General features: G+C 47.0%; 22 protein-coding genes. 18 read left to right on the top strand and 4 right to left on the bottom strand.

Going from position 1 to position 23,294, the window contains the following annotated elements; genetic code table 11:
* Positions 1–99: 99 nt before the first annotated feature.
* Positions 100–2,409, top strand: coding sequence for a phosphoenolpyruvate--protein phosphotransferase (gene ptsP / locus EXM22_RS10885; RefSeq protein WP_149486545.1), 2,310 nt, complete (start codon positions 100–102; stop codon positions 2,407–2,409).
* Position 2,410: 1 nt separating this feature from the next.
* Complete coding sequence (locus EXM22_RS10880; protein WP_168203461.1) at positions 2,411–3,436, top strand: lipase family protein; 1,026 nt, start codon at positions 2,411–2,413, stop codon at positions 3,434–3,436.
* 55 nt (positions 3,437–3,491) lie between these two features.
* Here EXM22_RS10880 and EXM22_RS10875 read toward each other — a convergent pair whose 3' ends face one another.
* Complete coding sequence (locus EXM22_RS10875; RefSeq protein WP_149486543.1) at positions 3,492–4,859, bottom strand: family 4 glycosyl hydrolase; 1,368 nt, start codon at positions 4,857–4,859, stop codon at positions 3,492–3,494.
* Positions 4,860–5,051: 192 nt separating this feature from the next.
* On the opposite strand from EXM22_RS10875, the gene EXM22_RS10870 reads away from it, so the two are divergent.
* Positions 5,052–6,038, top strand: coding sequence for a LacI family DNA-binding transcriptional regulator (locus tag EXM22_RS10870; protein ID WP_149486542.1), 987 nt, complete (start codon positions 5,052–5,054; stop codon positions 6,036–6,038).
* Positions 6,039–6,099: 61 nt separating this feature from the next.
* Positions 6,100–7,047 (top strand): radical SAM protein, encoded by a 948-nt coding sequence (locus tag EXM22_RS10865; RefSeq protein WP_149486541.1) that lies wholly within the window; start codon positions 6,100–6,102, stop codon positions 7,045–7,047.
* Positions 7,048–7,062: 15 nt separating this feature from the next.
* On the opposite strand, the gene pyrH is transcribed toward EXM22_RS10865, so the two are convergent.
* Complete coding sequence (gene pyrH, locus EXM22_RS10860; protein WP_149486540.1) at positions 7,063–7,758, bottom strand: UMP kinase; 696 nt, start codon at positions 7,756–7,758, stop codon at positions 7,063–7,065.
* A 118-nt stretch (positions 7,759–7,876) separates the two neighbouring features.
* Here pyrH and EXM22_RS10855 point away from each other — a divergent pair, with 118 nt between their 5' ends.
* The 11 genes from EXM22_RS10855 to EXM22_RS10805 all read left to right on the top strand — a co-directional run bounded on the left by EXM22_RS10855 (position 7,877) and on the right by EXM22_RS10805 (position 16,496).
* The gene (locus EXM22_RS10855; protein WP_149486539.1) at positions 7,877–8,548 is read left to right on the top strand and encodes a LolA family protein; all 672 of its coding nucleotides are present in this window, start codon (positions 7,877–7,879) and stop codon (positions 8,546–8,548) included.
* Positions 8,549–8,554: 6 nt separating this feature from the next.
* Positions 8,555–9,616: a helix-turn-helix domain-containing protein gene (locus tag EXM22_RS10850; protein WP_149486538.1), complete on the top strand. Its 1,062-nt coding sequence runs from the start codon at positions 8,555–8,557 to the stop codon at positions 9,614–9,616.
* Positions 9,573–10,949, top strand: a complete 1,377-nt coding sequence (rimO, locus tag EXM22_RS10845) for a 30S ribosomal protein S12 methylthiotransferase RimO (protein WP_246157009.1) — start codon at positions 9,573–9,575, stop codon at positions 10,947–10,949. Before EXM22_RS10850 ends, rimO begins: the two co-directional genes overlap by 44 nt.
* Positions 10,946–13,057 carry an ATP-dependent helicase gene (locus EXM22_RS10840; protein ID WP_149486537.1) on the top strand — a complete coding sequence of 704 codons (2,112 nt, stop codon included), beginning with the start codon at positions 10,946–10,948 and terminating at the stop codon, positions 13,055–13,057. The genes rimO and EXM22_RS10840 overlap by 4 nt, the downstream gene beginning before the upstream one ends.
* 36 nt (positions 13,058–13,093) lie before the next feature.
* The gene (locus tag EXM22_RS10835) at positions 13,094–13,891 is read left to right on the top strand and encodes a hypothetical protein (protein ID WP_149486536.1); all 798 of its coding nucleotides are present in this window, start codon (positions 13,094–13,096) and stop codon (positions 13,889–13,891) included.
* Positions 13,888–14,178 carry a hypothetical protein gene (locus EXM22_RS10830; protein WP_149486535.1) on the top strand — a complete coding sequence of 97 codons (291 nt, stop codon included), beginning with the start codon at positions 13,888–13,890 and terminating at the stop codon, positions 14,176–14,178. Before EXM22_RS10835 ends, EXM22_RS10830 begins: the two co-directional genes overlap by 4 nt.
* A gap of 199 nt (positions 14,179–14,377) precedes the next feature.
* Positions 14,378–14,806, top strand: a complete 429-nt coding sequence (gene rplM / locus EXM22_RS10825; protein ID WP_149486534.1) for a 50S ribosomal protein L13 — start codon at positions 14,378–14,380, stop codon at positions 14,804–14,806.
* A gap of 15 nt (positions 14,807–14,821) precedes the next feature.
* On the top strand, positions 14,822–15,211 hold the full coding sequence (rpsI, locus tag EXM22_RS10820; protein WP_210411589.1) for a 30S ribosomal protein S9: 390 nt from the start codon (positions 14,822–14,824) through the stop codon (positions 15,209–15,211).
* Positions 15,165–15,821, top strand: coding sequence for a regulatory protein RecX (locus EXM22_RS10815; protein ID WP_168203460.1), 657 nt, complete (start codon positions 15,165–15,167; stop codon positions 15,819–15,821). Before rpsI ends, EXM22_RS10815 begins: the two co-directional genes overlap by 47 nt.
* Before the next feature lie 49 nt (positions 15,822–15,870).
* Entirely contained in the window at positions 15,871–16,224 is a 354-nt protein-coding gene (locus EXM22_RS10810; protein WP_149486531.1) for a response regulator, read from the top strand.
* Complete coding sequence (locus EXM22_RS10805; protein WP_149486530.1) at positions 16,221–16,496, top strand: acylphosphatase; 276 nt, start codon at positions 16,221–16,223, stop codon at positions 16,494–16,496. The genes EXM22_RS10810 and EXM22_RS10805 overlap by 4 nt, the downstream gene beginning before the upstream one ends.
* A 72-nt stretch (positions 16,497–16,568) precedes the next feature.
* On the opposite strand, the gene eno is transcribed toward EXM22_RS10805, so the two are convergent.
* On the bottom strand, positions 16,569–17,873 hold the full coding sequence (gene eno / locus EXM22_RS10800; protein WP_149486529.1) for a phosphopyruvate hydratase: 1,305 nt from the start codon (positions 17,871–17,873) through the stop codon (positions 16,569–16,571).
* A gap of 211 nt (positions 17,874–18,084) precedes the next feature.
* On the opposite strand from eno, the gene proS reads away from it, so the two are divergent.
* Positions 18,085–19,788 carry a proline--tRNA ligase gene (proS, locus tag EXM22_RS10795; RefSeq protein ID WP_149486528.1) on the top strand — a complete coding sequence of 568 codons (1,704 nt, stop codon included), beginning with the start codon at positions 18,085–18,087 and terminating at the stop codon, positions 19,786–19,788.
* Positions 19,772–20,683 carry a GNAT family N-acetyltransferase gene (locus tag EXM22_RS10790; RefSeq protein ID WP_149486527.1) on the top strand — a complete coding sequence of 304 codons (912 nt, stop codon included), beginning with the start codon at positions 19,772–19,774 and terminating at the stop codon, positions 20,681–20,683. The genes proS and EXM22_RS10790 overlap by 17 nt, the downstream gene beginning before the upstream one ends.
* On the opposite strand, the gene EXM22_RS10785 is transcribed toward EXM22_RS10790, so the two are convergent.
* Entirely contained in the window at positions 20,680–21,561 is an 882-nt protein-coding gene (locus tag EXM22_RS10785) for a lysophospholipid acyltransferase family protein (protein WP_149486526.1), read from the bottom strand. The genes EXM22_RS10790 and EXM22_RS10785 overlap by 4 nt on opposite strands.
* Positions 21,562–21,661: 100 nt before the next feature.
* Here EXM22_RS10785 and EXM22_RS10780 point away from each other — a divergent pair, with 100 nt between their 5' ends.
* Positions 21,662–23,266, top strand: coding sequence for an ABC transporter substrate-binding protein (locus EXM22_RS10780; protein ID WP_149486525.1), 1,605 nt, complete (start codon positions 21,662–21,664; stop codon positions 23,264–23,266).
* The last annotated feature ends 28 nt before the right edge of the window (positions 23,267–23,294 follow it).

The raw sequence follows: 23,294 nt of genomic DNA, 5'->3' as shown, positions 1-23,294 counted from the left end.
TGTAGTCCTCAGGCTCCTTTTTAATATCTTTCGTTACAATTGTCCATAAAAATCCTTATTCACCCTTAAAATACCCTCCGGGACTGGATAAAAACTCAAATGGAATTTGAACCTGTTCTCTGTGATTATTATATTATAGAAGTGCAGAATTTTACAAAATCGCTGAAAAGCATAAGCAATAAGGCTTCCTTGTTTGAATCAGATGGGGAAATGGATGGGTTCCTTAAGGAAGCCGTTTCTCTCTTAATGGCCGAAGCCGGTGCGGCTACTGGGTCCATCTTTATCTTTGATGAGGCTTCCTCCGAACTCGTTTTCAGAGTCGGCTATGACAAAGGGGAGTTTTGGGATACAAAGCGCTGTAGTTCTAAAAAGATACCCCGCCGCTTCTCCCTGGATGATTCGGAGGTCGGTCGGGCTTTTAAAGAAGATATCCTTCATATCCTTCATTTTCCCGATCCGGATGATCAGAACCTTACCATCTCCAGAATCATGGTTCCCGTTGTAAGAGGACCCGACAAAATCGGAGCCCTTATCATGTCCGGTCCCGGGTCGGAAGTCTTTGACGGTGTAAACAAGGCTGATTTACGCCGGGCTGCTTCACTTTTGGGAGACATGCTGTCCGAAGCTACAGCCTTTATGGTCCATTCTCATATGGAACCCTCCTTTGTTCGTGTTCCCGACTCCAGAGTCATACTGGGGTTGAAAGCCTCGGAAGGTTTGGCTGAAGGGGTCGCTCTTCCCATATGGTCTGATATGGATTCTGTCGCAGAGATGATTCAGGAGAGCGGAGATCCGGAACAGGAACTGCAGGTTTTTGAAACGGCTTTGCTTCACTCCCAAGATCAATTGAAAAGGATCCAAAAGAGTACCTCCTTCGGTGATACCGAGCTGGTCTCCATGATTTTTACTGCCCAGATGTACATGCTCAAAGATAAGAGCTTTCTAGGCAAGATGAGGCATGAGATTTCTGAGGGTTTTTCTGCCTCAAAGGCAGTCTTGAAGGTCATCGCGTCCTATGCCGACAGGTTTTCCTCCATGAAGGAAGCCCGACTGGCCGAGAAAGCCCAGGATGTGAGAGACCTAGGATACCGTATCCTTTCAAATATGGCCCAGCCTGAGAGAGAAGGATTCAATTATAACGATCAGGTTGTCCTGTCCAGGCACATTTTCCCTTCAGATCTTTTTCGTCTGGCCGTAGAAGGGGTGGCCGGGGTTGTCCTGCGGGGAGCCGGTGTCACCGCTCATATTGCTATTCTGGCCCGGTCTCTCTCGGTTCCACTTCTCATAAGCGATGATATTTCTCTTTTGGAAATTCCCGAGGGCTTGCCCCTTCTCCTGGATGCTACCAACGGAAAACTCTATGTCCGTCCCGATGAGAAAACCAGGAAGAATGTCTCTGAAAAACACAGGTTAAAAAAACAGATTCCCGGGTCATATATACTCAAAGGCCATCTGTCGGACGGTCTCTCTGTGTCGGTTCATGCCAATATCAATATCCTAAAGGATGCCGAAGATGCTCTGCGTGAGGGAGCCGAGGGGATCGGGCTCTACAGGAGTGAATTCCCCTTTATCCTTAAGAATGACTTTTTGTCCGAAGAGCAGCAATTCCGCCTGTATCGTTCTATTGTAGGAATCCAGAATGGTAAACCCATCATCCTCAGAACTGCAGATATCGGTGGTGATAAGCTTCTCCAGGGACGGAGTGAATCCGAAAGCAATCCCTTTCTAGGGGTCCGGGGCATCCGTTTTTCATTGGCGAATCTTGAAATGTTCCGTGACCAGATCCGGGCCATGCTCAGAGCCGGATACGGAGCAGATCTGGGAATCATGCTTCCCATGGTCTCCGGGGTAGAGGAAATCCTTCAGGCAAGACAGGAGGTAGAGCTCTGCATCCGTCAGTTGGAGGCCAGGGGAGAACCCTTTAATGCCCACCCCAAAATCGGAGCCATGATCGAACTGCCTTCGGCGGCCATGTCTGTCCGGGAGTTGGCGGGTGTGACCGATTTTTTATCTATCGGATCCAATGACCTGATCATGTACCTCCTGGCCGTGGACAGGACCAATGAAAATTTGAGTCATCTTTACAGAAGCCATCATCCCACGGTTTTGAGACTCTTGTCTTCTATCATCAAAGAAGCCGTTGATGAGGGCCGGGATATTTCGGTCTGCGGTGATATTGCTTCTGATCCCCAGCTGATTCCCGTACTGGTTGGTATGGGTATCCGCAAGCTCAGTGTTTCTCCCTCCCAGGTAGAAAATGTCAAGAAAAGGCTCCTTCAATTTACCCATGAAGAAACTCTCCAGATTTGCAGGGAAATCCTTGAAGTGCGCAGACTTGAGGATATGGATGAATTCATGAAATCTCTGAAACTCAGATATCCCTATGCTGAAGAAGGTGCTTCAAGCTGAAATGAAACCAAAAAAAATACCCGATGCCAAAACCTATGCCATCATCCCTCCCGATATGAACTACCGTTATTTTGAAGATGCCACTTCCTTTCCCCTGGAATCGGAACAGGAGAATTTTTCGGTAGTGAACGCCTGGTGGTTTGCCGAAGCGGCATTTCTGGCCTATTGTCATCCCGGATTTGCCCGGATGGCCTACCAGCTTGCCGGTTATGATGGATTCAAATTCTTTCAGGGAAAAGGCACCGAGGTTATGATTGCCTGGAATGAGCGGGATAGCATTGTCTCCTTCAGGGGAACAGAGCTCAAAAGCAGTTCGGCCCTGCATGAAATCCTGACAGATCTTAATGCTGTCCCCGTCTCCTTTGATCAGGGAGGCAAGGTGCATAAGGGATTCCTTCTGGGACTGGAAGAGGTCTGGGAAGGGGACGATGGACTTTGTTCATTCCTTGAACATTTTCTGGATGATCATCCCCGGCGGTCGATGTGGATTTGCGGCCATAGCCTCGGTGGGGCCCTGGCTTCGCTCTGCTTTGCAAGATTACCCCGTGCCACTGGTTTATATCTCTTTGGTTCTCCCCGTGTTGGGGATCAGGAGTTTGTCGATCTCTTCAAAGACCGCTGCGTCTGGAGGCTGGAACATGCCCGAGATCCTGTGCCGCTGATACCTCTTGATATCCCGGCCCTGAATTTTGGCTATAAGGACTCCGGGCAGATGAAGTTTATAAAAAAGTCGGGAGAGCTGCAGGACAACAGACCCCAATTCAGCCTGGAAGATTCAAAGTCAAAAATGGCACAGGTTATGGAACAGAGGGAGAAACGCAACGAGACAGAAAAGTCATCGGCCCAGGGGGAGGAGAACGCCGGTGATGTGTTTAATAAAATCACAGATCATCTCCATCAGACCCGAAAAGGGGTTCAGGATTATCTGGAGAAAATAGATGCTGATTTTGGCTTGAATGCCGATGATCATCAGCCCATCTACTACGCTGTAAAGCTCTGGAACGCCCTAGTTTCAAAAGACTCATAATTCCAGGGGCCTCTCCTTTTGCCCGGAGAGGTCCATGACATGAACAGATGATGATTTATTTCAGATAGCCCAGCCACTTGTTCTGTTGTGCGATCATTCTTTCTGTGAGATCTTTCAAAGGCCGGGCCTTGTTGATGACCGGGTTGGCCAGGAGGGCCTGAACTACATAGTCTTTTTTTCCAGTCAGGACAGCTTCTGCCGTCAGGTCATAGGTCCCTGTGTAATTTCTAAGCAGTGCTGCGAATCCCTTGGGGAGTTCTCCCGGAGATATGCCCTTCACACCGGAGGCTCCAATGGTTCCGGGAACTTCGACGGCAATCCAATCGGGAAGATCCTTTATCAGGCCATTATTCGGCACATTCACAGCAGATTCAAGGTATTCTTTTCCCCCGCATATGCCTTCCATGATGGGGACAATCCGCTCTGTCGTTTCCAATTTTATTTCAGGTTCACCTTCTTCACTCAGCAGCTTTTTGTAATAATCGAAGAAGTCGATAATGCCTCTGTGGTCGGCCACTTCCCAGGCCCAGCTGAGGTATTCTCCAAAGTGGCTGTCTCCTGTAATGGGGAGTAATCCATAGGTTTCCAGGATGAATTTGAAAAGCTTCCTGTCTGCCCAAAAGTAGGCACTCTTACTCAAGCCAAGGTCGGACCGTTCCCTGGTCCCTTCTGTTTTTATCAGTTTACCTGTCTTGTTGTAATAATCCCAAAAGTCGCTGTAGCCGGGTTCACAGGCAAAAAACTGAGGAGCCTTTTCCCTTATTTCGGGATAGAGGTCCTGTCCGGTTTTTTTGTCTTTAGCCTTGAGGAGGCAGCTAAAGTGATTGAGTCCTCCAGAAGTCAGATCCATCTGATCAAAGGACTTATTCAATAGGGAGGGCAGGTAGCGTTCCAGGGAGGCTATTTCGTGGCAGAGTCCCGTAAATTTGATCCCCGGAAAGGCTCTGTGTACCGTGGTGGTAATGGCTGTCATGGGGTTTGAATAGCAAAATATATGAGATTCAGGACTGATCTCCATGGCATCCCGGCAGATCTCAAGGATGGGAGGGATTATCCTCAGAGCATGAAAAACGCCTCCGGCACCGCCATTTTCCCCGTAAACCTGATTCACTCCATACTGCAGCGGGACTTTCCAGTCTTCTTCCCAGAGACGGAACCTGTCGCCTACTTCAATGGAAATAATTATAAAATCGGCAGCTTGGAATGCCATTTTTCTGTCTGTTGTGCTGTTTATCTTAAAATCCAGCTTCTTCCCGGCAAGGAAGGTCCGGGCTTTTTCTTCCACAGTTTTCAGGGCTTTTTCATTGATGTCCAACAGGGTTATTTCAGAGCCTGTCAGGATGGGACTGTTGAATATATCTCCCAGGGTTCCCAGGCCGAATTGTGCGCTGCCGGCACCGACAAGAACAATCTTTTTTGTCATGACGTTTGGTTCCTTATTTTATGGTTTTTCTAAGCTAAATCCTGCTTATGAGCTCCATATTAGATCTGAAAATGGAAGAAATCAATAATAATTTCATGAATTATAATATTATTATTGAAAAACTATGAAAATATAGATGAAAAATTGGAATGTTAAATTGACAGTTTGTCCAGCTCTGGGTAATCTAAACACATGAAAAGAGTCGGATTGAAAGACATTGCCCGCCTTTCCGGTGTCAGTATCAGTACTGTCAGCCGGGTGGTGAATGAACCGGATCAGGTTCATTCCGAGACGAGAGATGCCGTGTATCAAGCAATGAGAGAATTAGAGTATCAGCCGGGTTACAGGGAGAACCGGGGAGGGGAACGGGCCGTCCTGGGGATCATCACTCCACAGATCAATACAGAGTTTTCCATGGATTTGATTGTCGCGCTGGAGCAGGAGCTTGCGCCTCATGGAGTCTATCCTCTTTTAATCAACAGCCGGAATGAACACTCTCTTTCGGTTCAGCTCAGCCGGGACAGTTCCTGGACGGATATGGTCAATATGGCTGTGTTTATCAATATGGATGTAGATGAGAGATCCTTTCACTTCCTGAAAGAAAAACACATCCATTGTGCGGCAGTCCATTCCCGCTGTTCCTTTTTCTTTTCGGTTTTAAACAACAATTTTCTGGGTGGTTCTGATGCGGCAGAGTACCTCTGGAACAGAGGGTACAGGCGGCCTGGACTCATTCTGTGGCATGATGAAAACAATCCTGTCCAGAGTGATCGGATCACCGGGTTTTTAAAATCGATGGAAGGTCATGGTCTGCCATCGGCATCTATCCCCCGGGAATACAGCAGTATGACCGCCGCAGGTGGTGCTTCCAGTACGGAAAGAATACTAAAGGATCATGATCTGGATGTGCTGTTTTATACAAGTGATACCATGGCCATCGGTGGTCTGGAATATTGTCGGGAACACAAAATTAGAATCCCTGAGGACATCGCTATTATGGGATTCGATGACATCCGGATGGCCTCATCTTTGAATCTGACAACGATGAAACAGTTTATACCCGCCAAAGCAAAGACCGTTGTGGATCACCTGATTCAGAGCCGGGATTCGGTTCTGCCTGCAGAATATCCTGGTGAAGTCACCATGACACCTGTTCTTGTAGAACGGCAAACCACCTGATCTTCCCGATAGAATCCCTTTTTAGTTGACTAAGAAGGGCTTTGTCCTATCAAATAGGGGGATGAAAAGGATAAAAGAAGGCTATAGTCCCTGTTCCCTCTGCGGCAGGAACTGCTTTGTCGACAGGCATTCCGTTCTGGGATACTGTCAATCTTCTGATCAGTTAAAACTGGCCTGGGCAGGTCTTCATTTTGGTGAGGAGCCTCCCGTCACAGGCAGTGGGGGCAGTGGGACGGTTTTCTTTACAGGCTGTACCCTGGGTTGCCCATTTTGTCAGAATTATCAGATAAGCCGTCAGGGCATGGGGCAGGAGATCGATAATCAGGAATTTTTGAAAATCGTGCAAGCCTTGAGGGACAGGGGGGCAGAAAATCTGAATCTGGTAACCCCTTCTCAGTTTATACCGACCCTGGAAGAGGTTCTCCCTCTTGTAAAGGATGAAGGATTCCCTTTGGTCTGGAACTCTTCAGGCCAGGAGATGAAACAGGCCATGAAGGGTATCCTTCCCCTTATCGATATCTTTCTTCCGGACTTAAAAACCCTGGATAGGAGAGTGGCAAAAGAGTACTACCACTATGGTAAGTACCCGGCAATTGTCACCCCATTGCTCCTTGAGATGGCAGAAAGCAAGCCCCTCTTACTCGACGATCGGGGTGTTATGAAGCAGGGACTTCTTCTGCGCCATCTTGTTTTGCCGGGAGAGCTTGACTCTACAAGGGATGTTTTGAGGTGGTTTTCAAAAAATATGAAGGGACGGGCCTTGCTGTCTATTATGAGTCAGTATACTCCCGTTATTACACCGGAATATCCGCAGGCTCATCCAAACCGTTATCTCAGTGCTTCTGAGTACGATCAGGTGGTCGAAATGCTCTATGAGTATGATCTGGATGATGGATTTATACAGGATTGGGTCACCGGGAGTGACTGGCTTCCCGATTTTAACAGAACCAATCCGTTTGCCTCCGATCTTTCCAGTCCGCTGTGGCACTGGAAAGAAGGGTTCGTCTAAGACCGGCTTTCAGTCTTATTCCGGTCCGATGAGAGTTCCGGTATACTCATGCCCGTAAAAAATATTCTTCAGGTTCGCGAGGTCTCTGCCATCGGCGGCAATCACCTTTAGTCCGAGGTCCCGGGCTTTTTGGGTTGCAATGGGATCAAAGGGGGTATTCTTTCCGGGAGTCCAGGTATGCCCGCACATTCTCTGATACTCTTCCCAGCTCAGGCTGTCTAATGGGACAGCGGATGAGTCAAGATTCGGGTCTGCTGAATACACTTTTTTGATATTTGAAAGATTAAGGATGGTGGGGGCTTTGAAATTCTCAGCCAGTAGAACAGCATCGTAATCTGTGGAAAACCCTGGTTTCCAACCGGCGGCTACAAGTACACGTCCTTTCATTGATTTAACCTTGGTTGGATCTGTTACAACATCATCCAGGCATAAAGGACCCATGACCGCTTTCATCAGCTGAGCATTTAGCCGGGTTGCCATGATGCCAATCCAGTCCAGTTCTTCCGTTGCTGGATCTGCTTCGGTTCCTTTATAGGCCGCCTGATATTTCCGGGCGGGAGCACCGCCCCCAATGATCAGAATGAGTTTTCTTTCCTTGTCTTCTTCCAGCCAGGCTTGGAGGAAATCCCTCATTTCTTGAAGGAACTTTGTATCGATGACCTCCGGTGCAACAATTGAGCCCCCAAGATCTAATATTTGTATTTTATCCACTGTTTATTACTCCCCGATGATATTCGCCTATCATAATATAAATGTTTAGCTCCAGCCATACCCAGATCATTCTTCTTACCTTGACAGTTCCCCGTGAAATCAGGGTATATTACACTATATGAATAGACTATTAGCAGCACTGTTTCTGCTTCTTGCAGGAATCTTCTCCGTTTCTGCCCAGGAAACGGCTGAAAAATATTTTGACAGAATATCCAATTACTATGGAAGCATCCGTGATTATGAGGGGGATCTTGTGATTACCCGTGGAGATGTTGAGCAGGTTGCACGGATTTCTTATAAAAATCCCAACATGATGAGACTCGATTTCTCTGATCCGGCCGGACAGGTTCTAAATGTCAACAACGAAAGCCTGGAGCTCTATCTACCAGAATACAGAGTTTCTTTTGTGCAGCCACTAAAGTCGCACTCACAATCCACCCTGGCAGGAATGGCCAATTCCCAGGGGCTGGAGCTGATGAAGAAAAATTACAGCATCGGTTATGTCTCCGGTCCTCAAGCCGTTCCTCTGGAAGAAGGCTCAGAAGAAATGGTCATCAAGCTAAAACTCAATTGGCGGTCAACCAGCGAAGGGTTCCGGGAACTTCATATTGCTGTCGGTCAGGATAACCTGATTCGCAGAATTGAAGGTGTAACGACTACATTGGACAGGATCACATTTGATTTTACAAATCTGGAAACAAATAAGGGTATTCCTGATGCCCGATTTGATTACAAGAGTCCGCCAGAAGGGAATTCAATCGAAAACTTTCTCTTTGAACCGGAAAATTGAGGCTATATGAAATCCATTGGTGATACACTCAAAGAAGCTAGGGAAATGAAAGGGGCTACTACAAAGCAAGTGGCCCAGGACACAAATATTTCCCGGGAATACATCTCTGCTCTGGAAGACGAGGAATTCGATGTTTTTCCTGCTGAGACCTATCTTCTCGGATTCCTACGCAATTATGCTGAATACCTCGGTCTCGAAAGCGAGAAAATGGTTTCTTTATATAAAAACTATAAGATCAGTGAAGAGCCGGCTCCCTTAGAAGAGCTGGTAGGTCAGAATCGAAGGAAGACTATTCCTGTGCGATTCATTGTGATTATCATCGTCCTGGCCGCCTTGGTTATGGGCGGATGGTTCTCCTTACAGGCTGTCCTTGCTCAGAGGTCCGAACAGGAATCGGAGCTCCCCCCAAGAGAGTCTGTTCAGTATCGGCTGGATGAGAGTGAGGCCCAATGGACTCTTCTCAGCGGTGATGAAATCCTTATCTCCCATGAAAGAGGGGAACTTCATATGGTCGTCACTGTTGCCAATAATCAATTGTCAATTCAACCTATTGATGGAGGGAGTCAGCTCCTTTTGTCTGTGGGAGATGAAAAGATTCTGCCCGGCGGTGATGGTATTCCTGTCATAGGATTCCGTCTGAGATCGATCGATGAGAATGAGGCGGTTCTGCTTGTTGAACGCACAGATGTCACCGTTGTTCATTCCGATCCTGCGCCCCTGGCTCCAATAACGCTTCCAGTGGTAGACGGGAACGAGACAATTCTTCTCGGAGGTAGAACCGCTCCCGAAGACTTTACCCTGAACGTTCTTTTTAACGGATATTGCTTGTTCCGTTATCAGGCAGATAACGGAGAGGTTGTTGAGAAGTTTTACCGCGATGGTGATTTGATTCGTCTGGATGTCAGTGATTCCCTTCTCTTCGGATTATCCTCAGGTGGAGATGTGTCTATTAAAATTTCCGGAATAAGCGTGGTTCCCGGTAAAACCGGAGAAGTATCGGTTAAATTTATACAGTGGGTGAAGAATGATGATGGAAAATACGACCTCGTCCTCTTCCCTGTCCAGTAAAACCTTTTATGTAGAGAATTTAGGTTGTTCTAAAAATCAGGTTGATGCAGAAACCATCATTGCAGCCCTCAAGGCTGCCGGGTGGGAGTATTGCGACAGTCCGGACAGGGCTGAGTTGTTAATTGTCAATACATGCGGGTTTATTCAATCCGCCAAAGAAGAATCCATACAGACCATCTTTGATTACAGAAAGGCTTTTCCAGACCGTAAGGTTCTGGCGGCCGGTTGTTTTGCCCAGAGATACAATGATGAACTTCTCAAAATGATTCCGGAACTGGATGGTGTTTTCGGCAACAGAGCTCCGGCTAAGATTGCCGGCATGGTTCAGGGAGTCTTATCGGGTGACAAACCGGTCTATATGCCCGAAGCCGATTTGAGCGGTCCAAAGCGGGAAGACTTCTTTAATTTCAAGGGTTCTGCCTTTGTTAAAATCTCGGAAGGCTGTAATAACAGATGTAAGTTTTGTGCCATTCCTCTGATTAAGGGAGACCTTCAGAGCCGGGATATGGAAGATGTCCTGGAGGAAATCAAAGACCTTCTGAACAAGGGGATCTTTGAGATCAATCTTGTGGCTCAAGACCTGGCCAATTATGGTCTGGATAAGGGAAAACGGCAGTTGAAGGACCTCTTGGAGGCCATCTCTTCGATGAGAGGGAATTTTTGGCTCCGTCTTTTGTATATCCACCCGGATCATTTTCCCATGGAAATACTGCCCATTATGAAGTCTGATCCGCGGATTCTTCCCTATTTTGATATCCCCTTTCAGCATGGGGATAAGAGAGTCCTCGCGAAGATGGGGCGTAAGGGCGACAGGGAGAGCTATCTAAACTTGATCAATACCTTGAGAAGCGAATTTCCCCAAGGTGTGATCCGTTCTTCCATCATGACCGGTTTTCCCGGAGAATCAAAAGAGTCTTTCGCAGAGTTAAAACGCTTTATGGAAGAAGCCCGTCTGGACTGGGTCGGCTTTTTTCTCTATTCCCGAGAAGAGGGAACCGAGGCATATAACTACAGAGGATCTCTGGCGACAAAATTGTCTGCAGGTAAATCTAGCCGTCAGAAGAGTGAGCTTGAAGATCTACAGCAAATCATCACAGAAGAACAGATGGACCGTTTTGTGGGCCAAGAGCTCACTCTCATAGTCGAAGAAAAAGTAGAAGGTGAATCTCTCTACCTAAGCCGTTCACATTTTCAGGCTCCCGAAGTGGATGGCCTGGTTGTTCTGCGGGCACAGGGCTTGGACGCCGGTAATGTTGTTCGGGCAAGGATCATCAAGCGTAACGGTGTTGACCTGGAAGCCGTACTGGCCGATTTGCCGGAGAACGGGTCATGAGAGAACCGGAGTGGCTCACTTCACTCAATGATGAGCAGAAGAAAGCCGTCATACATGAAAAGGAGCCTCTTCTGATACTGGCCGGTGCCGGCTCGGGGAAAACCCGGGTGGTCACCACCCGCATAGCCTACCTTGTCGAAAAACTCGGATTTTCTCCCTGGTCTATACTGGCCGTTACATTTACCAACAAGGCTGCGGCTGAAATGAGAGAACGTGTTGAGTCTCTGGTTCCCGGAGCCGAAGGTGCCATGATCAGGACTTTCCACTCTTTTGGTGCTTGGCTCCTTCGCCGGAATGGAGCCCCCTTAGGACTGAAGAGCAGTTTCACAATCTATGACGATGACGACACTTTAGGGCTTTTGAAAACCCTGTTTGAAGATCTCCCCCGGAACGAACTCCGCCTCATAGCCAAAAATATCTCACGAGCCAAGGATGAGTGTCTCTCTCCCGATGATGACTTGGGGCATATTTCGGCGGATCTGGATTTCCCAAGGTATTACAAGGAGTATGAAGAGCGCTTGAGGAGTATCGGCAATGCCGATTTTGGTGACCTCATATACCTGTCCCGCCTTCTTCTGGCCGAGAATCCGGAAATTCGGGGACGACTGCAGCAGAGGTTTCGGGTGATCCTTGTGGATGAATATCAGGACTCCAACCGGGCTCAGTTTCAGCTGCTTCAGCAGCTTGTCTCTCCGGGAACCTGGCTCTGTGTTGTGGGAGATGACGATCAGTCCATCTACCGATTCAGAGGGGCTGAAGTTGAGAATATCCTCGGTTTTCAAGATCAGTTTCCAGGTACAAAAGTCATAAAGCTGGAAGAGAACTATCGTTCTACCGGGCATATTTTGGCCGTTGCTTCCCATGTGGTGGCCCATAATGAGGGGCGGCTTGGAAAGAATCTCTGGACCCGTCAGGAGGAGGGGCTTAAACCTTGCCTCGCCTATCTGGATAACCAGAATGAGGAAGCCGAGTTCTGTGCCCGTCAACTGGCCGACGGCAACTGGTCCAATTCGGCCATCTTGTATCGTACCAATGCCCAGTCTCGAGTCTTTGAACAGATCCTGCGGAAATACAACATCAATTACCGGCTTGTGGGAACCTTGAGTTTCTACAGCCGTGAAGAAGTAAAGGATTCCCTGGCCTATCTCAGCTTCTTGAGCAATCCCGCCGATGAAGTGGCCTTTAGACGGATCATTAACAAGCCTTCCCGTGGCATCGGCGCCGTTTCTTTGAGGAAAATTCTCAAAGGAGAAGGGGACTTTCTGCTTTCTCAGAATCTGGAAGAAGCCCTGAAAGAATCCGTGGGTAAGGTGAAGGGAAAGGCGGGCAAAGGTGTGGCCTCTCTAATCGATCTTTTGGACAAGATGAAAGAATTGATGCCTCTGCAGGAAAACCTGGGGCAGTTTCTTAAGGAACTCATACACGAGTCTGGCCTTCTGGATCATTACAAGCAGCAGGATAAGGTTGAAAATACCCAACGGGTCAAGAACCTGGAAGAACTCGTGACAGCGGCTACGGATTATCCGTCCAACAGTGAAGGCCTGGCTGAATTTTTAGAATTGATAGAGCTGGATCAGGCTTCTTTGGAAGAGGAAGAGACCGATACAAACAGGGTCACTCTCATCACCATGCATAATACAAAAGGTCTAGAGTTTGACCGTGTCTTTATTAGCGGTCTGGAGGAAGGTTTGTTTCCCAGAGGGGCCGAATACGATGATGAACAAGAGATTGAAGAAGAACGGCGCCTGTTTTATGTCAGCATCACACGGGCGCGCAAGGAGCTTTTTCTCACGTCCTGCAGGAGGCGTATGCTCTATGGGCGGACCGAACAGGCTTCGCCCAGCCGGTTTTTGAATGAACTCCCCGATGAGCATGTCGATATACAGGGAGCGGCGCCTTCTTTGTCTGCGGGGCATGGAAACCTTGGTTTTGAATCGGAGTATCCCCCCGGGACAAGAATCTATCATGAAGACTACGGTACGGGCGAGGTGATCCGTAATGTCCAAAACGGTGGCCATCTCGTGATACAGGTTGCCTTTGAGACAGGGCATTCCATGACCTTCCTTCCTGAGTTTTCAGGGTATCAGCTGGAAAAGCTCGGCTCCTAGTTTTTTCAGACAACAAGATATTTTTTTAACAAGGAAATGGTAATTGAATTGAAAGAACAGGAACTGTTACGTCTCATGCCGGCTATTCGAAGAGCCCGAGACTTTCATCTCTATGATACTTCGGGAAAACGCTATCTGGACCTCTATCAGGAGGGTGGCCGGGCCTGGCTTGGACACCGTCCCGATGGTCTGTCCTTACAGCTGAAAAATATTTTAAGCCGTGGGGTCTATGCTCCCTATCCCGGCTCGGAAGAAGGGAAGCTGTATAAGGCCTTGAAGGCCCTGCTTATGATCTTACCCGGAAGTTCTGAGTTTTCTCATATACGGTACTATAGCTCAGTACTGGGAGGAGGACTTCCAGAAGCGGCCGATCCTCTTTACAGCAAAGCGGATCGTAAACCGGGACTCTGTACCCTCTGGCGACCGGGACTTCAATGGCCGCATGACGCCATAAATGTCGAGATGTTGATTCCTCTGCCTGGACTGGCCTATGGTCGAGTCATCGCTTCCAGGGATGATTCTCTCCCTCAGGGAGACTTACCCTCTCCTGTCGTAGCAGGTGGGTTGGCCCGATGTGTCTGGGTGTTGAAGAATTGTCTGGAAACTGCGGCTCCTGTGGGCGAATTAGACCTTTTAGAAGGAGCGCCCTGGAAACAAAAAGGGCCCTATTGTCTCTACACAGGAAATGCCGATAATTATAAAATATTGTTTTCAAAAGCATTAAGTGCAGGAATCCTCCTGCCTCCTTCTTTAGATTCGCCCTGTATATTACCGGGGCATCTGACGAGCGGAGATGTCAGTCTGGTAAAACAATTCTTTGGAGGCCTTTCATGACGGATACAGAGCTGCTTATAGGGCGGGCAGTCGTCGTATTTTTTGCTTCTTTTCTGGCTATCTGGGTTTGGTCCCGCACCAGGGAAGAATCCTGGCTTTTCATCATCTCGGGTATCTTAGTCTCCTTTGTTACCCTGCTCATCGAAATCCTTATGGATGTGGGGATTTTGACATTTTTCTCTTCCCGGGGAAATCTTCCCCTCTGGTTCGGAATCCTTCAGCTTTTACCCTATGTCCTTTATGCTGTTGGTCTTGCATTTTATCTTTATAGGAACAGGCAGTATTAACCGGGGGAGACTTTTCACATCCATCACTGCCGTATCAGGGAATTGGGCTTCTACCCCCATAAAACCGGCTTTAGAGCCGAATTCGCTAAACTCTTTTATTGTATCAAATTCTGTATTGACAAGTTTATGAGATTGTGTGAAACTAACGAACCCGTTACGACTATATAAAAGACCCTTTAAAGTAAGGCAGAGAAAAGAAATGAAAACAATATTTGTTAAACCCCAGGAAATTGAGCGCAAATGGTTCATCATCGATGCAGCTGGACAGCCTCTTGGTCGTGTTGCTGTAAAAGCCGCTGACATTTTGAGAGGAAAAACCAAGGCTCTCTATACTCCTCATCAGGAAGTTGGAGATTATGTCATCGTTGTAAATGCCAGTGACGCCTCCATGTCAGGGAAGAAAAGATCAGACAAGATGTATTATCGCCATTCTGGTTACCTTGGCGGACTGAAGTCTGAAAACTACGAAAAGTTGGTTGCCAGAAAACCCACTGCACCCATGGAAAAAGCTATCAAGGGGATGCTTCCGAAAGGAACCCTTGGAAACAAACTTTTTTCCAACGTGAAAGTGTATGCCGGTGCGGATCATCCCCATGCCGCTCAGCAGCCTATTAAGATTGAGATGTAAGGGAGAGGAACAGTGATTAAAAATCTTGCACATGGTACAGGAAGAAGAAAAACAGCCACCGCCCGCGTCTATCTTAGACAGGGTAAAGGTGAAATTGTTGTCAATGGAAAAGCGATATCAGAATTTTTCCCCATTGAACAGCAGGTAACAATGATTAAGGAACCCCTTGTGGTTACCGATGCAGCTGATAAGTATGATATTCTTATTACCGTTAGAGGTGGTGGAATTACTGGTCAGGCCGGAGCCTGTCGTCATGGTATTTCTAGAGCTCTTATCGAGCTGGACGAAACCAATAGACCAACACTCAAGGCTAATGGATTTCTTACAAGAGACTCCAGAATGGTCGAAAGAAAGAAGTATGGACAGAAAGGAGCTCGTAGAAAGTTCCAGTTCTCAAAACGTTAATCTTTCTATTGCATCTTTCCAGAAGAGGGGCGCCGGAGAAGAGACAGTTACAGTCTCTTTGTCCGATGGCTCCTCTTTTTTTATGCCCCTGCCCCTAAGGGATTCCTGGGTCCCCGGCAAGTTTCTGGATGAAGATGACATGGAATATCTGTACACCGAAGACTCTTATATCAGGGGGCGGGAGTGGGCCGCCTCCCGCTTGGCCCTCCGGGAGGACTCATCGGGTAGGATGATGCAGAAACTTCAGCAGAGAGGATACTCTTCGGGAGTCAGCCGCAGAATCCTGGACGACATGAAAACCTTAGGGTTTCTGGATGATCATCGATTCACAGAGCTTTGGTTAAGAGAGCGTTTGAGAACCCATCCTGAAGGACGGAATGCCCTGGTGGCGGGATTGCAGAAAAGGGGAATCAGCGGTGAAATAGCCCGGTCCCAAGTCTTCACTTTAGTCAGCGCCGAGGATGAACTTCAGGCCCTGGATCAATGCCTCAAGAAATTCAGGCGCCAGAAACTGAATGATGAGAAACTTTTGCAGCGTCTCATGAGACGCGGATTCCCCTATTCTTCTATTATAAGGAAACTTGACCGTGACAATTACGGTTCAACATGACTATAATTAGGAATATCGGGATTGAGTATCCTATTTTTAGGAGATGGGAATGACAGATGAAAAAGCCATCCTCGTTGTAGAAGACGAAGATGCCATACGACTAACACTGAGAGATTATCTCATCCGAAAAGGCTACAAGGTCTTTGTTGCATCAGATGGTGTAGGAGCTATTAAACAGCTTCTGGATAATTCGGAAATACAAGTGATTGTGACTGATTACAGGATGGATATTTTGGGCGGTGATTACTGGGTTAAATTTCTGGATCATTACTGCAGTGATCTGGACATATTCATAACGAGTGGTTTTCTGAGACCGGAATTCCCCATTCCCTTCAGAGTCTTTTATAAGCCCTACGATTATTCTGATTTGGAAAGTGCTCTTTCCGAAGTTTTTCACACATGAAGAATGCTGTGCGGGTCCGTGTTACCGGGCGTGTACAGGGGGTTGGGTTCAGGTATTTTACCTGCCGTCATGCCCGAAGGCTTGGAATTACGGGTTGGGTTCGAAATGAATATGACGGCTCAGTTCTCGTTCAAATGCAGGGCCCTTCGGAGGTCTTGGAAGACATGTGCCGCTGTCTTGAAAAAGGTCCTGATTATTCCGATGTTGAAGAGGTTCAAAGCCTTCAAACTAGCTTTGATCAAACTCTTGTGGGATTCAGTCTCAGATCATAAATACAATCCTGAGCTCATCATAAAAAAAGCCCGGATTTATCCGGGCTCGTTGGTTTAACAGATTATAAGACTCTATCTTTTAATACTGTAGAAAGCATCCCATCCCGCATAGGAAGAACGTCCTTCCAGATCATCTTCAATACGCATTAGCTGGTTATACTTAGCAACCCTGTCACTCCGGCTCATGGAACCGGTTTTGATCTGCCCGGTTTCCAGGGCGACAACGAGGTCCGCAATGGTCGTGTCGGAAGTCTCTCCGGATCGGTGAGAGATGATCGCTGTATATCCTGCACGTTTTGCCATTTCGACGGCTTCATAGGTTTCAGTCAAGGTTCCAATCTGGTTGACTTTGATCAGGATAGAGTTACCAATGCCCTGTTCAATACCCATTTTCAGACGTTTGGTGTTTGTAACAAATAGGTCATCTCCTACGAGCTGTACCTTGTCTCCCAGTCTGTCAGTGAGTGTCTTCCAACCATCCCAGTCATCTTCGTTCATGCCGTCTTCAATAGATATAATGGGGTAGCGGTCCGCCCAGTCTGCCCAGAAATCTACCATCTGATCAGCACTGAGAGTTTCTCCAGTGGACCATCTGAGGGTGTAGGTATATTTTCCATCCTTGCCTTTTTCAGAGAATTCCGAAGAAGCGGGGTCTAGGGCGATCATGACATCTTTACCAGGTTCCAGGCCGGATGCCTTTATGGCGTTCATGATGAACTCGAGGGCTTCTTCATTGGATTTGAAGTTAGGGGCAAATCCCCCTTCATCTCCAACGGCTGTGGAGTAGTTTGCCTTTTTAAGCAGACTTTTCAGGTTGTGGAATATTTCGGCGATCCAACGGACGGCTTCTCTGATGGACTCGGCACCAACGGGCATGACCATGAATTCCTGAAAGTCTACGGAATTATCCGCATGGCTTCCTCCGTTGATAATGTTAGCCATGGGAACGGGAAGAACATTGGCATGAAAGGTTCCTAAATATTTAAAGAGATCGATTTCCAGATGCTGAGCGGCAGCTCTGGCCGTGGCCATGGACACACCCAGGATTGCATTGGCTCCCAGTTTTGCCTTGTTCTCGGTTCCGTCAAGTTCTATCATGGTTTTATCTACATCTACCTGGTTGAGGGCACTCAATCCAATGACGGCATCTGCTATGACTGTGTTTACATTCTCAACAGCCTTGAGGACTCCTTTACCAAGGTATCGTTTTTTGTCTCCATCCCGCAGTTCTACTGCTTCGTGAACTCCTGTAGAGGCTCCTGAAGGTACTGCAGCTCGTCCAAAAGAGCCGTCAGCGAGCATTACATCCACTTCTAGTGTGGGGTTTCCTCTTGAGTCCAGAATCTCCCGAGCTTCTACATATTCAATCGTGTCCATTGATTTCTCCTTGTTTGGTCTATTGTCTTATTTTTTTCAAAAAAATTGAAAATACCAACCTTATTAAACTATGGTTACTGCAGGAATAAAAGTCAAATCTGCAGTACAAAATTCACATAGATTAAATTAACTAAATCTAAGGTTGATAGTCAAGTCTAATGATTGAAAGACTTTCTTGACCTTTAGGAAACAAGCACACTAGAATGTCTTCATGAAATACTCCAGGCTCATCGGGAAAACGATCCGGCAACAGTCGGGGAATCAAACAATAGAAGGTTATTCACTCCTACTGCGGGGTGGTTATATCCATGTTCTTGGCCAGGGACTGATTACCTACCTTCCTATGGGTCAAAAAGTCATGGATAAGTTGAAGCATCTCATCTCAACTGAAATGCATGAGCTGGGAGGGGAGGAATTTCTGGCTCCTTTGGTCAATCCTATTTCTATCTGGCACAAATCCGGTAGGAGTGGGATGAAAGAGAATCCTTTGGTTACCTTCAAGGATGTTCAGGGTCATACATTGGTTCTTGCACCAACCCATGAAGAAGCCGCCGTTGAGCTGGCCAGGTCGACTGTCCTGTCCTACAGGGACCTGCCCCTTTTTATTTATCAGTTTCAGACAAAATTCAGGGATGAACAGCGTACTCGACTGGGACTTGTTCGCGCCAAAGAATTTATCATGAAGGATGCCTATTCATTTCATAGTTCCTATGCCGATCTGAACAATTTCTTCCCCAAGGTCTTTAATGCCTACGTTCGAATCTTTAAAAAGTGCAATGTTCCCATTCTTCCGGCAGAATCGGGGGTGGGTATAATGGGCGGATCAAAAGCCTATGAATTCCTTTTTCCTCACGAGCAGGGTCGGGATGTGGTCATGGTTTGCCCGTCCTGTGGATATAAGGCCAATCGTTCTGTGGCTGTGGGTGTTAAATTGAGCAAACCGGAAGCTTTGAGGGGACTTTCTCAGGTCGAAACCGACGGCAATCTGGATTTAGTAAGCCTGGCTGAGACTTTGAATGTTCCTCTGTCAAAACTGATTAAACCAAGGGTCTATGAAAGCGAGGAAGGACCGGTTATGGCGGTCGTTCGGGGTGATTATGATGTGTCTCTGGATAAGCTTGCGGCTGTTCTCGGTTTTTCAGTTTCTACGCCGGCCAAAAAAGAGACCCTTAAAAAATATAAACTCCTGCCGGGGTATATGTCTCCAGCTTTTCCACCGGAAGGTGTCAGAGTTATTGTCGATGAATTGGTCGTTAATACTCCTAATCTGGTTCTGGGGAACAACAAGGGAGGAACTCATTATATCAATGCTAACTTCGGCAGAGATTTTGAACTGCCACCCAGCGCTGATATTGCACAATTGAATCAGGGGGATCTCTGTTTTGACTGCGGTAAGGAGCTGGAGGCTCATAATGCCATCGAAATGGGGAATATATTCAAATTGGATGATTATTATACCAAGCGGATGCGTTTCAGTTTTGAGAATGCAAAAGGGCAGAAAGTCTTTCCACAGATGGGAGCCTATGGTCTGGGCCTGGGGCGACTGATTACCTGCATTGCCGAGGCCAATAGGGATGAACAGGGGCTGGTTTGGCCTCTGGAGCTGGCACCTTATACGTATTTTGTCATGGGGATTGGACGGTCCTCCCGAATTTCCGGAGCCGTGGATGAGCTTGTGCAGGAACTGGGAGAGGATTCTGTTCTTGTCGATGATAGAATTGAATCCATCGGAGTTAAATTCCGTGATGCCGCCTTGATTGGAATCCCTCTCCGGATCGTCGTTGGACGGCGATATCTTGAGAATGACGAGTTGGAATTGAAAGATAGGAAGACCGGAGTCAAATGGTTTATCCCGAAGGAAAGGTTAAAACAGGAACTCAAAATCTGGAGAGAACAACATGTCCCGTCAATTTGAACTGACAAAAGAACTTATAGATCAGATTATTTTTTCCATGGAGAACCAGAACGAGAAATTTCTCCTCGATACTCAGAGTCTGAAGATCATTCCTGACTTGAAGGATGAGAATCTACCCGATGCAGTGCGTCTCCCCGAATGGAATCCCAGTGATGGGTATCAGTTGATGGACAGTTTTACAGGGTCCCTGAAAAATCCTATTTATAGAGAAAGGCTCAGGACGATTCTAAATACGGGGCGTGGAGTTTTCAGAGGCTTTAAAAACGTCCTTAAAGAACGTCCCGATCTTGAAAAATCCTGGTTTAATCATAAAGACCGGGAGATGAAAAAGCGGGTTAGGCTCTGGTATTCAGAACTATGTGATTTTTGGGGTGTTGCGTCTCTGGGAGAGGAACCAGAAGAGACGACAGATCTGTTTCTGGATAATTTTACCATGGAGCTTATCAGTCCGGATAATGAAGAATATCTTTTAGCACGGCAATCCTTCAAGGATGAGATTTTTTCAGGTAGTACAGCCCCATTAAAGAACGTGATGATTGAATATGGTCCCTGGAAGGGGAGTGATTCGGATTGCGCAGTGCGAGCCATGAGTCCCGATGGCAGCAGTTGTGGTTTTCTCGGTTTGACCCTGGAAAGCAGAGCCGATGAGCTGTATGCTCTTCTGGATTGTCTCTATGTTCTCCCAGAATACAGGGGAGCAGGGATAGCCTCAGGATTGTTGGACTTTATATCTGAATACTGTTTTCAAATCAACGTTAAGTCTCTGCTCCTGCAGATTCCGCCGGAAGGCGAGGTGATGAAGAATAATATTAAAAGAAGAGGGTTTCGCAGACAGGGTTCATTCCTTCTCCTTGATATCCCTCATTGGTTCTACGAGGAGAAGGAAAATAGCTAAAGTAGAGTTTTTCTATACTCTTCGGCTTCTTGATGTCTTTTGTCCAGTTCGGCCATGACCTGGTCTACAACAAACTGCTTAGAGTCTTCTCCCTGGGGAGCGAGGGCCGTTTTTTCATTTCGAAAATCCTTACCCTTCACCGGTTTGGATACGGAAAAGAGAACCACATCCTCCTGGAGAGTATCTTTTTCCATATCGTCTTCCTGACAGGGAACAAGTAAATTTCCGTTTATGCTGACAAATGAGACATAATCAAAGGCTTTCAGATAGGTATAGATTTCCCGCACACCCTTCTTGGATTCGGGTACCCAGGGTCTGTACCTTGTTCCTGCGGGGAACACGATGACAATGCTTCCATTGTACTTTCTGTGAGTCAGCTCTTTCATGGCCGCATGGTTGATGGGCAGGCTGATTTTTCTGATTTCTGCCTGTTTTACCGGATCAGTTTCACTGTCTATACTACGGCTGGGGTAGATCACGATTGTATTGTATGAGTTGGAAAATGCTGCTGTCAGATCGCTGGATTCTGAAAGTTTCATGCCCTGAATAGGGAGTAGCGTCTCAGCAACTTCACTGCCGAGGCCCTCTGTTTTTTCAATGAGCCGGTAGAGTGCCGGATAATCAAAGTTGCTGTAATGTTCTACCAGCAGAAGGCATGCTTTTCCACTCTTAGAATAGTCATGCAGCTTTTTAAGATTCTCTACACCGCGGATGGCGCTGCCTGGTTTCATCAGCTTTTCTACCATGTTTCCGATGATTTCTCTGTTTTTAGGTTCACCTTCCAGGTAAACATTCTCTGGACGGGCTACATAATCTCCATGGAGATTGCTTTTCAGCTGAGCTACCATGTCATTAAATTGGTTTATGGAATTGTTCATATAAACTTATAATGCTCCCAAATTCAGGTTTTGTGCAAGTCTAATTTATGCCAAATCTTTTCTTCTGGAGTATTGTCTCACCAGGTATTATTATAAGATTATGCCCTTATCATCAAGCAGAAACAGACGCATTTTATGGATCGTTCTCTTGTTTTCTCTCATCCCGGGGACAATCCTTTCTGCAGGAGGGCAGAGTGAGGACTGGTCTGGTTCGTCTGAAATTAAGATTGATAAGATCGATCAATTCAGAGTGATCATCTCCCCCCTTAATGATGATCGTTTTTTCGACTCACCACCAGAGGACTCTGAGATCCTGATTCTCAGCCAGTTATTCGCTGGGCTTGTCTGTATCAATCCTGAAACTCTGCAGGTTGAGCCGGCTCTTGTTGCATCCTGGAGTGTTCTGAAGGAGGGGGCTGTCTATCGCTTCCATTTGGATGACTCATCGTGGAGTGACGGCAGCTCGGTGAAGGCTGAAGATTTAAGGCTTTCTTTCATTCATATGCTGGAGAGTGGCGGAGCCGCCGCTCCGGGCGGTTCTTACGTGTCAAGATTTATTTTCAATGCCGAGGCATATCTCCGGGGAGAGGCTTCAGACGTGGATCTTGGAATCCGTGTCCTTCCTGGGAATGTTTTGGAACTCGAATTTAACAGGGCGTATCCTTTTGCTTTGAATCTTCTATCTCATTATTCCTTCTTCCTCTATCCCCAAGAGTTCTATGACCTGGGAACAATAGATTTAGAGGCTCTTTCTGGGATCAAAACCTCAGGTGACTATACTCTTGATGTGAACGATGAAAAGGCCTTTGTCCTTCTACCGACGGCACCGGATTTGCCGGGACCGGACAATATTCTGTTGATAGAGGCAGAGACGGCTCAGGAAGGATTGTCATTCTATCTTGATGATAAAGCCGATTGGCTGGCACCGGGTGGACTGCCCCTGATGAGTCTGCAAGATCTGGAATATCGATATGACTTCAATAACAGCCCGGGGTATATGAGTTATTTTTATGTGTTGAATCATAAGAGAACTCCCTTGAATGATCCTGAGTTCCGTCGGATGCTCCGCCAGTCTTTGGATACTGAGACTTTGATTTCTGACCTTCTGAGATCAGGGCAGATTCCATCTCATTCTCTTGTTCCTCCGATGATGTATAGGGACCAAGACCTTTCATCTCAGGTTTTTCATGCTTTGGATACTGAGGAACAGATGATTCCTGAGGAACCGAATCTGGAGCCTTTAATCATGATCTATCCTGCTGAAACCGGACACCGCCTTCTGGCCGAAGCGATGATCAGTCAATGGGAAGAGGCGGGTTTCCGCATAAACGGGCATCCCCTTGAGGCCCTGGATTTTGTCGTGGCCAGAACTAGAGGAGATTACCATTTGGCTTTCGGCGGGTGGATGGCCACTTACAATGACCCTCTTGATTTTTTATCCCTTTTTCTTTCTCAGGAGAAACGCTGGGGAAGCGTTTATGAGAGTCTTTTCTTTGATCAGAAAATCATTCAGGCCGAGTCAGGTGTAGGCGGTTTTGACCGAAGAACATTGCTAAGAGAAGCAGAAGAGATTTTAGTAAAAGAGACGGCATTCATTCCCTTGTTTTTTGATGGAACACCACATCTTATCGATCTCAGAAAATGGAAGGGAGTCCCTCTTTCTTTCCCAGGGTATGCCAGTTCTTTTCAATTCCTTCATCATTGATGAAAAATCAGAACTTATTTCTGAAAAA

Origin of the sequence: Oceanispirochaeta crateris, from assembly GCF_008329965.1 — a bacterium.
GTDB lineage: Bacteria > Spirochaetota > Spirochaetia > DSM-2461 > DSM-2461 > Oceanispirochaeta > Oceanispirochaeta crateris.
Note: the sequence above shows the minus strand (reverse complement) of the source record. Positions and strands in the feature narration are given on the sequence as shown.